The organism is Arthrobacter sp. WCS2018Hpa-7 (assembly GCF_031843805.1).
Taxonomy (GTDB): domain Bacteria; phylum Actinomycetota; class Actinomycetes; order Actinomycetales; family Micrococcaceae; genus Arthrobacter.
This window is the reverse complement of record NZ_JAVTJB010000035.1, coordinates 17,585-27,616: the sequence shown is the minus strand read 5'-3', so window position 1 is coordinate 27,616 and position 10,032 is coordinate 17,585. Positions and strand designations below refer to the sequence as shown.

Genomic DNA, 10,032 nt, shown 5'->3' with positions numbered 1-10,032 from the left:
CAGCAGACCGGCACGGCGGCAGAACCCGGTAAACCGACAAACCGGCAGAACTGTCAAAACCCCGCGGGCTTGGGACAGTCCCGCGGGGTTAGCGCGAGGCCGGCCAGCCGGTGTAGGACTCTGCGAGGTATGCCTTCGCGTGCTCGGAGGTGACCACCGAGTGCAGCTCACCGAGTTGGCGGGCGCGGTCGAAGTCGTCGGCACCCGGAACGGTGTGCAGCATGGACGTCATCCAGTACGAGAAGTGCTGGGCCTTCCACACCCGGTCCAGGGCGCGGTCGCTATAGGAATCCAACAGCGATGTGGAGCCCTTGGAGTAGAACGAGTCGAGGCCCTCAAAGAGCATTTTGACGTCGTGGATTGCCAGGTTGAGGCCCTTGGCTCCGGTGGGTGGAACAGTGTGCGCTGCATCGCCGGCCAGGAAGAGGTTGCCGTGACGCATGGGGGTGTGGACGAAGCTGCGGAAAGGCAGGACCATCTTCTCCAGGACGGGCCCTTCCTTGAGCTCAAACCCGTTGCCGTTGACGCGCTTGCGGAATTCGTTCCAGATGCGTTCGTCATCCCAGTCGGCCACGTTTTCCTTGGGGTCGCACTGGAAATACATGCGCTGCACGGTTTCGGTGCGCTGGCTGATCAGGGCGAAGCCGTTTTCGGAGTTGGCATAGATCAGTTCGTCAGCGCTGCGCGGGGCTTCAGCAAGAATTCCGAACCAAGCGAAGGGGTACTCATGGAAGTACCACTTGCGGTTGGCCTCGGGAATCTGGAAACGGCAGTGGCTGCGGGATCCGTCGGCACCCACCAGGAAGTCGGCTTGGATTTCGAACTCCTGCCCGGCGGCGTCCGTGAACCACACCTTCGGCTTGCCTTCGAGGTCGTGAACCGTGGTGTCCGTGACGCTGTACCGGACGTCACCGCCGTCGGCCTCCCGCTTCGCGGCGAGGTCCATGAAAACGTCAGTTTGCGGGTAAAGCCACACGGATTCGCCGACGAGTTCCTTGAAGTTGATGCGGTGGCTCTCGCCGTTGAACCGCAGCTCGATGCCATCGTGCCGGTCGCCTTCGCGAAGCACCCGGTCTGAAACGCCGGAATCCACCAACAAGTTCACAGTGCCGTGCTCAAGAATTCCAGCGCGAACCGTCTCCTGGATGTCCTTGCGGCTCCGGATCTCCACCACTACGGACTCAATGCCCTGCTTGGCCAGCAGATGGGAGAGCATGAGGCCTGCGGGACCTGCGCCCATAATGGCCACTTGGGTGGTGATGGGTGTGCGTGCCATGGTTGTTCCTCGCTTCGTTGCGGATCCCGGCTTGCTCGGAAGCGGGATGAATCTGGAATCAGTGTGGCCCGCAACGGGTGATTGGCGTTACAAGAATTCCGTTGAACGGAAGCTTGATCAGTCGCCGAGCTGGCGTCCGATGCCACGGGCCGCCGTCTGGAGCGCGGGGACCAGCGCCTGCAGCCGCATTTCCGCAAGCGGGACCACAACACCCAGTGCCGCCACAGTGCGACGTTTGGCATTCATCACGGGAACGGCGATGCCCCACGTGTCAGGATCCACCACGCCCGCCAGTTGCACGAAGCCCTGCTGGGCCGCTTCGGCCAGGAAGTGACGCACGACGTCGGCCGTCACCTTTCCGGACGGATCCTGGAACTGCTCGAGGTACTCCGACTGTAGTTCTCGTGATTGGTGGGACATCAAGGCCAACCCTGCCGAGGAGATATGGACGGGCATTCTTCCGGCGATCCTGGCCCGGTTGGCAACTGACCCTCTCCGCGAGAGCCGCTCCACGAAGAGCGCCTCCCAACCATCCAGCACAGCAAGGTTCACGTTCTGGTTCAGGACCTGCTGGATATCCTCCATGAAGGGCATGGCGGCCTGGCGGAGGGCCAAGGTGGGCGAATTGCGGTTGACGAGTTCCCACAAACGCAGCCCCAGACGCACAGTCCCTCCAGCACCAAGGTCCAGCAACCCATGCTCCGAGAGTTGGCGGACCAGTCGATGCGCCGAGGACAGAGGAAGCCCGGCCCGATCAGCCAACTCGGTCAGTTGCAACGAGGTCACCCCCTCCGGAAAGGCCTCGATGACCCGCACTACGCGGTCAACCACGGAATCTCCTGATGCTGAGTTGGCCACGGCGCGCTCCTTTGCTCGTTGGTCGGCTGCTCGTTGGTCGGCTGCTCGTTGGCGGTTGCTTGTGGGTCAGCGGGGACTGCTTTTTGAATAGTGGGTGACGTCCATGCCGCCGGACTCCTTCCATTCAATGGTAGAACGTGTGCCACGCAACATCGAGCGGTGATACAACTCTCATAACCGACCGAACGTTCTTTGGCTCAGGAATCAAGCCCAGGAAATAGTCAGCCAAGACCTACAACAACGAAGTACCGAGGACGCTATGCCAACGATGTCATCTGCCCGCCGCTCCCAATGGCCCGTGTGGCTATGCTGGCTGGCCATGGTCCTGGACGGCTTCGACCTCGTGGTCCTTGGAACGGTCATTCCCACGCTCATCAAGACCGGCGAGCTGGGCTTCGACGCTGTCGGAGCCACCTTCGCTGCCACCATCTCCTTGGTTGGCGTTGGCCTGGGCGCGCTTTTCATCGCACCGCTATCGGACAATTTTGGTCGTCGGAAACTCCTGATCGCCTGCGTGGCAGGCTTCTCGCTGTTCACCATCGGAGTTGCCTTCGCCCCGAACGTTGCCGTGTTCTCGCTGCTCCGCCTCCTGGCCGGCCTCGGGTTGGGGGCTTGCCTTCCGGCCGCGTTGGCCTACATGAACGACTACGCCCCAGCCGGGTCGGCCGGGAAGTCCACCACCCGGACCATGACCGGCTACCACGTGGGCGCTGTAGCCACGGCCCTGCTCGCCATTTTCATTGTTCCCAACTGGCGGCTCATGTTCATCATCGGTGGCGTGGCTGGGCTGGTTCTGTTGCCATTCCTATGGGTCAAGCTGCCCGAATCGCTCCCGGAAGCAGCTCCTGCCAAGGCGGGCGAGTCCGCAGCGGGCGAGTCCAAGGCCGTCGAACCTACGGCGGGCGGATCCGCAAAGGCTGCGGCCGCCGTCGAACTTTCCGCCGGCACCAAACAGAAGACCGGCTTCCGCGACCTCCTGCAGAAGCCCTATCCTCTGGTGGCTGTTGGTATTGGCATTGCGTCGTTCATGGGGCTGTTGCTGGTCTACGGGCTGAATACGTGGCTGCCGCAGCTGATGGCCGCCGCCGGATATCCCGTGAGCACCGGGCTGACGCTGTTGCTGGTCCTGAACGTGGGCGCCGTGGCGGGGCTGTTCCTCGCCGGAATCCTTGCCGACAAGCATGGGACCAAGAAGATCGTGCTGTTGTGGTTCGGGTTGTCGGCGGTGCTGCTGGCCATCCTCAGCGTCAAGATCCAGAACGAATTCCTGCTCAACGCGGCCGTCTTCGTGACAGGCGTCTTCGTCTTCAGCTCCCAGGTGCTGGTGTATGCCTGGGTCAGCCAGCTCTTCCCGGCAAGGCTCCGCGGAACCGCTTTGGGTTTCGCTGCCGGGGTTGGCAGGTTGGGCGCGATCGTTGGTCCTGCGGTGACCGGAACCTTGGTGGCCGCGAATATCGCTTATCCTGCAGGCTTCTACGTCTTTGCAGCTGCCGGTCTTCTGGCCGTTGCCGCGCTGTTCCTGGTGCCTCATGAGGTCAAGGCCGCCGACACCTCCGTGCCGACCCGCCACTAGCTCGTCTTCACCACCCGGGGCTTACCGCCCGCCACTTACCGTCCAGGACCTACCGCCCAGGATTCAACGGCCCGGCACTTGACGCAGGGACTCGTGCGCTTTCCCGAGCAGCTGCGGACCTGCCGCGAAGCAGCGTTCAGTGGAGTTCTGCAGCGCGGGGAGTGCCAGGACCGCTGAGTCGAAATGGTCCTCCCGGATCATGGTTTCAATGGCCCGGCACTGGTTTTCCGTCTCCGAGGCCCCCACCATGGCGGAGGAAATCTTGAGGCTCAAGACCGCATCCATGCTGGCATCGGCATCGTGCAGGCAAAGGCCCGTGGAGATTCTGAGCATCCTGCCGGGCAGCATGGACAGGTATGTGGAGAGGAAACTGATGGCCGGCGCAGAGTCGTCCAACTCCTCAGCCAGCGCCTGCAGCTTGCACGCCTCCAGGACCGGTTCCGCTGCTATCCGGCGTGGATCAGCGTGACTCATCACCGCCCGAGAGTCACTCACTGCTTGCTGCCTGAGGCTCTGCGGCGGCTGATGGCGCGGCCTTGGCGGGGTCTTTGGTCCAGATCGAGGCGAGCATTCCGATGACCAGGATGGTGGGTGCGCCGTACATGAGGATGTTCATCACGATGGGTTCGCGAAGGGCCCGGATGGCGTTGCCGATTCCAGGGATGGTGGCGACGTGCTTGTCCACGGTTTTGCCCTGCAGGGTGGCGATCCAGGGGTCGATGCCGTTGTTGGCGTCGCCTTTGGTTTGGACTGCTACGCCGCCGTCGGCGGTGGTGGTGACCTCGGTGATCCGGTGGGTCTCCACCCGCTGGTCTTCGACCGGGATGTGGTAGGTGATGATGTCGCCGACCTTGACGTCGGTGATGGGGGTGGGGACGGTGACCACGACGTCGCCCGGGTTGATCAGCGGGGCCATGGATCCGGTGAGCATGGTGGAGGTCTGGTAGCCCAGGACGCGCGGGCCGATCGCGAGGAACAGGAACACCAAGGCTGCGAGGACCAGCATGCCCACACCGATACCCCTCACCAGTTTGCCGGCAACCCGGCGGAAGGTGCCGGTGGTGCTTGCAATGGGGGTGGCCGCTGCGGACTGCTTCACAGCGGCGGTCTCAAGGACGGAAGGATCGACGGCGGCAGGCCCGGTCGCGGAAGCGACGACGGCCGCGGCGGCGGCGGCAGGCTTCGCGGCGGAACGCCGGCCGTGAACTGCGGGAGTGGTGATGGTGCTCAGTGCGCTCATGCCTGGCGTTCCTTCCGGGTGGTGGTCGACTTCTGTGGGGAGCCTGTATCAAAGTCTGCGTGGCCCAGCTCAGGCTTCCTGCGGTAAATCCTCAAGGCTGGCTCAGGAATACGGCGGGCAAGAATACGGCTGGCCCAGAAATGTGGTTTCTCAGGAGAACTGACCAGGAAAACTGCCCGGAAAATACCGGCGGACCTGATCGGGCAGGGGGGGCGCCCGACCAGGCCCGGCGGGGCTTGATGGTGTTTCTGTTGCGGCAGTCGCAGCGGGCTGCCCGGGGTTACGGCGGGCTGCCCGGTGTTAAAGCGGGCCCGGTGCTATGGCGGGCGGCCCGTTCGGGGTCAGCAGCGGTGCTTCTTGGTGGTGAAATTGTCGCCGGGGCTGATCGGGCTGGGGTAGTGAATCCGATCAGACCCGGCGACGTTGTTGGTGCTTACTTGGTGGTTTCGGTGCGTTGGGTGCCGGTGAAGGAGAAGGCGATGGTGGACGTCGCGCCTTGGAAGTCGTTGTTCGCGGTGGTGGGGAACGCGGTGGTGACCTTGAGGTTGTCGGTCTTGGCCGAGGTCACGGAGGTGAGGTTGGTGAGGACCTTGTTGGCGGTGATGACCGGGGCGGAAGCCAGGACGGTGGTCTTGTTGCCCGTGCAGTTGTAAGGTGCGGTGGCACCGGTCCAGGCAACACTGCAGTTTTCGATGGTCAGTTGCAGGCCGTTGGTCACGTCCGTGGTGAGCAGGGACCCGGTGGCTCCGGCGGAGGTGGTGAGGGTGACGTTGTTCAGGTCCGAGTTGCCGGTGTTGGCCAGGGTGACGAGTTTTTCGACCTTGTCTCCGGGCAGCAGTCCTGCGATCGGGACGTTGAGGGTGTTGGCCGGGCCGGGGGCGCCCAGGGCGATGGTGACGGTGCCTGCGGTGACGGCCTGGGAGGCGGACGTCGAGGAGGTGAACGCGCCGTAGGTTCCCATGCCGGCGACGGCGGCTGCGGTGCCGACCAGTGCGACGGAAGCGAGGATCTTGCCGGAGGTGGTCTTGAGGCTGATGGCCATGGGAATCAGTGTCCTTTCGGTGGGCCACCGTGAGACCGGCCGGCCGTTTCTTCCAGCCTCTCTGGCTGACAAGAACTACTCTGCCGGGGCTGGATCAAGAACAAATCCTGCAAACCCGCAACACTTCCTCAGGAAAACCTCAAGACTCGCCACAGTCCCACCAACCCCATATGAAACACTCATGTGGCACGTGAAGGCCAAGGAAAGGGCGCAATGATGCCGATGTGGTTGCAGGCCCTGCTGTGGGGAACGCTGGCAGGCGGAGCCTTGGTCCTCGGCGCGGGCATCGCGTGGCTGTGGAAGGTCCCGCCCAAGATCGTTTCCACGGTGATGGCGTTCGGTGCGGGTGTCCTGATCTCAGCCCTTGCCTTTGAACTGGTGGACGAAGCGGTGGAGGGCGGCGGCCTGCTCCCCACTATTCTGGGCTTCCTTTTGGGCGCCTTGATCTTTGTGGGCTCGAACGCTCTGCTGGCACGCGCCGGCGCCAAACATCGGAAACGTTCCAGCGGACCCCAGCCCTCCGAAAAGGACAGCCCCGGAAGCGGAACGGCCATCGCCGTGGGTGCGCTGATTGACGGCATTCCCGAATCGGTGGTGCTCGGCGTCGGGCTCCTTGCCGGCGGAGCGGTGAGCCCCGCCATGCTGGCCGCCGTCTTCATTTCCAATGTTCCCGAGGGCTTGTCCAGCACGGCCGGCATGAAGAAAGCCGGACGCAGCCCCGCCTACGTCTTTGGCACGTGGACCGGTATTGCCGTGTTCAGCGGACTGGCGGCGCTCATCGGTTACACCGCCTTGGAGAACGCCCCCGGGACTGTCATAGCGTTCATTACCGCAATCGCCGCCGGCGGAATCCTGGCCATGCTTGCGGACACCATGATTCCCGAGGCTTTCGAAGAGCACCACAACCTCACGGGCCTGACGGCCGCCGTCGGGTTCCTGAGTGCCTTCACAATCCATCACGTCGGCGGCTAACGGTGACGGCCAATAGGAGCTAATGCGGCAGCAGCCCCAGCAACGGCAAGGCGACCGCCGTCGAAACTGCCATGGCCGCCGTGTTGCCGATCACCGGGTGAAAACCCGCGGGCAGTCGAGCGGAAACCAGGCGGGCAAGGGGCGGTGCCAGGACTGCTCCCAGCACGGCTCCACCCACCATCGCGGACCACGAGCCTCCGTAGGCCAGGACTGCGGCAGGAACCACGGACACCACGGACGCGTAGGTGGCCGCCCACCCGCCGTCGCGGTACCAGCGCTGCCAGAGGACGACGCCGACTGCCGAGGTCAGCGCCTGGGCGAACAGTATGTGGGGCAGCAGGTTGGTCCCGTACGACGGCAACGCCGGGTTGAGCACGAACGCCGCCGCGACGGCCACAATCACGCCGATTCCGGCGAGTTCGTTGGCGAAGAAGTGGGTTTCGGTGAAGTCCTTGAGGACGCGGCGCGCAGCCCATTCGGCATCGTTGCGGAAAGCGCGGTGAACGCTCGACGGCGGGCGGTACAGTTTTGGCGGTCGGCCCGGCTCCTGCAGGGCCAGCCACGGCAACCGCCGGGCCACCATGAACGCCAGCACGGAGCCAACGGACATCGCGAGGACGTTTGCCACCACCACGGGCAGGCCGAGCGGCGTCGATACGACAGGAATGAACAGCAAGGCCAAAGGCGTCGTGGTGACTGCGCCCAGAACGGCACCGGTGACGCAGGCCTTCCAGCCTGCCCCGTAGAGAAGGACCATGGCGGGAGCGACGCAAACAAAAGGCACGAACGTAGGCTGCCACCCGTCGTCGAGCATCCACCCGAACGCCAGGTTGGACAGGAGCAAACTCAACGACGCCGATGCCAGCACCCACGGCCAGAGGCCGGTCCCGTAGGTGAGCGAACCCGCCCACCTCCTCCCCCGTCGCCCGGCCCACCACGCCAGCGCGGCCCCTGACAGCAGGCCGAGCGCGGCGAGATCCGATGCCCAGAACAAAGGCTCGGTCATGTCGCTCAGGAACCAGCGCAAGGCCGCCATCGGCGAGTCGGCGGCGGCTTCCGGCCAGCCCGTGTACACCGGACCAATCCGCGGTGACTGACGCCCGAGCATGTGCAGGGACAGCGCAAAGACCCCGACGACGGAAGCCATGCTGAATGCCCCCATGGCGACCGCTGCCGAACGGTGATGGGGCGCTTGCTCCGGACCTCGCGGGACCACGGGTTTGGGTGGGAGGTCGGCTGCCGGATGAGTTGGAAAAGAGTGCGTCATTGGGACCCTAAAACGTACGGTGGTGCGTGGCTTTGAGCAGCGTAACCGACCGTTGGATGACCACTGCAACGGCCTGGTTATGGGGAATTTGTGACCGGAGTGGGCGCCCAACCCGGCCACCCCAGCCACCCCGTCTCACCAACGCGCTCACCCTTAGTGGGTGATCTTTCTGTCCAATCCCTGCCGATCCAGCGCGGGCGGGCGCTGGAGGGTGCGGGCGAATCGAGAATGGTGTTGTGGTCCCGCCGGGGAAATGGTCCCCTTGCCGGGATGACGACGGTCCCGCCCGGGCCGAACGAACGATGGGAAAGGCACCATGAACTTTTTGGAATCGTTGTGGAGCATCATTGTCGCTTTCTTCTTCATTGCCTATTTGATCCTCCTCTTCCAGATCATTTCCGATCTCCTCCGCGACAAAGCCCTGGGTGGTGGTGTAAAAGCCCTGTGGATTCTGTGCTTGTTCGTGGCACCGTTTATCTCGGCCTTGATCTACGTCATCATGCGTGGAAAAGGAATGGCCCTTCGCAGCGAAATAAGAGTCCGTGAATCGGTGGAGGAAACAGAGAATTACCTCCGGGAGGTTGTCGGAGCACCCACGCCCGCCCAGCAAATCGAATCAGCCAAAGCGCTGCTTGCCGCCGGTGACATTACCGAGGCGGAGTACGCTCGCCTGAAGGAGCTCGCTTTGGCCTGATTCGGGCGATGGCCCGCCCTCCATATACCGCCGAAAGGGACCGCATGACGCGTTTGAAGGCATTCCCGCTGTTGGAAGGCGGGCCGTTCCGATTCGGCCTGATAACGGCACTGGGCGTTCTGGTTGCCTTGGCCCTGGGCTCGGCGGTCATCACGTTGCGGTATTCGCTGACGTTGATCTTCGCGGCCCTGTTCATTTCCTTGGGCCTGTATCCGTTGGTGCTCTGGCTGGAACGCTGGAAACTCTCGCGTGGCGGGGCCGTACTCGCGGTGGCTGTCGGCTTCCTGGTGGTGGTGGCCCTTTTGATCCGCTTCGTGGTCCCCATCCTGGTGGAGGAGGGCGCCGCGCTGGTCCGGCTGCTGCCATCCAGCTTCGACGCAGTAGGGGAACAAGAGTGGTTCCGGGACGTCAACGGTTCACTGGGCGGAGCCTTGACTCCATTGCTGGAATGGCTGGAAACCTCGGCGGCGGATCCCAATGTCTGGCTGGCAATTGGCGGCGGAGCGGTCCAGGTTGGCTACAACGTGGTGAACGGGACCTTCGCCGTGGTCTTCGTGGTTGTCCTCACCCTCTATTTCGTGGCCGGGCACGAGGCCATGAAGTCCAGCCTTTATGCACTGGTGCCGGCATCCCGCAGGGAATCATTCGCGGAAATCTCCGAAACAATCATTGCCTCCGTGGGTAAATACCTGAGCGGCATGTCGGTACTGGCCCTGTTCAATGCAATCTTCACCTTTATTCTCCTTTCCGTGGCTGGAGTCAGATATGCGGCCGTTCTCGCCGTCCTGGCATTCCCCATTACCCTCATACCGCTGGTGGGCAGTGCGATCAGCACCGCCATCATTACCGTGGTTTCGCTTTTCACGTCGCCTTCAACGGCGATTGTTGTTTTCCTCGTCATGCTGGCCTACATGCAGGTTGAGGCCTACATCCTGACGCCGCGGGTGGTGGGTAAAGCGATCAGCATCCCGGGTTCTTTGGTGCTGATCGGCGCGATGGTGGGCGGCACCCTGCTGGGCCTGCTGGGAGCGCTGATCGCCTGCCCCACCACGGCTTCCATCCTGCTGATCATCAAAAAAGTGGTCATCCCGCAGCAGAACGCCAAGTAGC

General features: G+C 63.4%; 10 protein-coding genes. 4 read left to right on the top strand and 6 right to left on the bottom strand.

Annotated elements, in window-relative coordinates; translation table 11 throughout:
* Positions 1–88 precede the first annotated feature (88 nt).
* Both RQH14_RS22345 and RQH14_RS22340 read right to left on the bottom strand, forming a co-directional pair.
* Positions 89–1,276: a 4-hydroxybenzoate 3-monooxygenase gene (locus tag RQH14_RS22345; RefSeq protein ID WP_311215304.1), complete on the bottom strand. Its 1,188-nt coding sequence runs from the start codon at positions 1,274–1,276 to the stop codon at positions 89–91.
* A gap of 117 nt (positions 1,277–1,393) precedes the next feature.
* Complete coding sequence (locus RQH14_RS22340) at positions 1,394–2,134, bottom strand: IclR family transcriptional regulator (protein ID WP_311215303.1); 741 nt, start codon at positions 2,132–2,134, stop codon at positions 1,394–1,396.
* 259 nt (positions 2,135–2,393) lie between these two features.
* Here RQH14_RS22340 and RQH14_RS22335 point away from each other — a divergent pair, with 259 nt between their 5' ends.
* On the top strand, positions 2,394–3,707 hold the full coding sequence (locus RQH14_RS22335; RefSeq protein ID WP_311215302.1) for an aromatic acid/H+ symport family MFS transporter: 1,314 nt from the start codon (positions 2,394–2,396) through the stop codon (positions 3,705–3,707).
* Between the two features lie 63 nt (positions 3,708–3,770).
* On the opposite strand, the gene RQH14_RS22330 is transcribed toward RQH14_RS22335, so the two are convergent.
* The 3 genes from RQH14_RS22330 to RQH14_RS22320 form a co-directional block, all read right to left on the bottom strand.
* Positions 3,771–4,202, bottom strand: coding sequence for an Hpt domain-containing protein (locus RQH14_RS22330; RefSeq protein ID WP_311215301.1), 432 nt, complete (start codon positions 4,200–4,202; stop codon positions 3,771–3,773).
* Positions 4,195–4,947 carry a signal peptidase I gene (locus RQH14_RS22325; RefSeq protein WP_311215300.1) on the bottom strand — a complete coding sequence of 251 codons (753 nt, stop codon included), beginning with the start codon at positions 4,945–4,947 and terminating at the stop codon, positions 4,195–4,197. The genes RQH14_RS22330 and RQH14_RS22325 overlap by 8 nt, the downstream gene beginning before the upstream one ends.
* Positions 4,948–5,380: 433 nt before the next feature.
* Positions 5,381–5,989, bottom strand: a complete 609-nt coding sequence (locus RQH14_RS22320) for a TasA family protein (protein WP_311215299.1) — start codon at positions 5,987–5,989, stop codon at positions 5,381–5,383.
* Between the two features lie 216 nt (positions 5,990–6,205).
* On the opposite strand from RQH14_RS22320, the gene RQH14_RS22315 reads away from it, so the two are divergent.
* On the top strand, positions 6,206–6,961 hold the full coding sequence (locus tag RQH14_RS22315) for a ZIP family zinc transporter (protein WP_311215305.1): 756 nt from the start codon (positions 6,206–6,208) through the stop codon (positions 6,959–6,961).
* Positions 6,962–6,980: 19 nt separating this feature from the next.
* Here RQH14_RS22315 and RQH14_RS22310 read toward each other — a convergent pair whose 3' ends face one another.
* On the bottom strand, positions 6,981–8,108 hold the full coding sequence (locus RQH14_RS22310; RefSeq protein ID WP_311215298.1) for a hypothetical protein: 1,128 nt from the start codon (positions 8,106–8,108) through the stop codon (positions 6,981–6,983).
* A gap of 436 nt (positions 8,109–8,544) precedes the next feature.
* Here RQH14_RS22310 and RQH14_RS22305 point away from each other — a divergent pair, with 436 nt between their 5' ends.
* On the top strand, positions 8,545–8,922 hold the full coding sequence (locus RQH14_RS22305; protein WP_311215297.1) for an SHOCT domain-containing protein: 378 nt from the start codon (positions 8,545–8,547) through the stop codon (positions 8,920–8,922).
* Between the two features lie 44 nt (positions 8,923–8,966).
* Positions 8,967–10,031: an AI-2E family transporter gene (locus tag RQH14_RS22300; protein ID WP_311215296.1), complete on the top strand. Its 1,065-nt coding sequence runs from the start codon at positions 8,967–8,969 to the stop codon at positions 10,029–10,031.
* Position 10,032: the final 1 nt, after the last annotated feature.

Coding starts and splice junctions, on each gene's coding strand:
- RQH14_RS22345 (WP_311215304.1), bottom strand. CDS start 1,276: ATGGCACGCACACCCATCACCACCCAAGTGGCCATTATGGGCGCAGGT.
- RQH14_RS22335 (WP_311215302.1), top strand. CDS start 2,394: ATGCCAACGATGTCATCTGCCCGCCGCTCCCAATGGCCCGTGTGGCTA.
- RQH14_RS22325 (WP_311215300.1), bottom strand. CDS start 4,947: ATGAGCGCACTGAGCACCATCACCACTCCCGCAGTTCACGGCCGGCGT.
- RQH14_RS22320 (WP_311215299.1), bottom strand. CDS start 5,989: ATGGCCATCAGCCTCAAGACCACCTCCGGCAAGATCCTCGCTTCCGTC.
- RQH14_RS22315 (WP_311215305.1), top strand. CDS start 6,206: ATGCCGATGTGGTTGCAGGCCCTGCTGTGGGGAACGCTGGCAGGCGGA.
- RQH14_RS22310 (WP_311215298.1), bottom strand. CDS start 8,108: ATGGCTTCCGTCGTCGGGGTCTTTGCGCTGTCCCTGCACATGCTCGGG.
- RQH14_RS22305 (WP_311215297.1), top strand. CDS start 8,545: ATGAACTTTTTGGAATCGTTGTGGAGCATCATTGTCGCTTTCTTCTTC.
- RQH14_RS22300 (WP_311215296.1), top strand. CDS start 8,967: ATGACGCGTTTGAAGGCATTCCCGCTGTTGGAAGGCGGGCCGTTCCGA.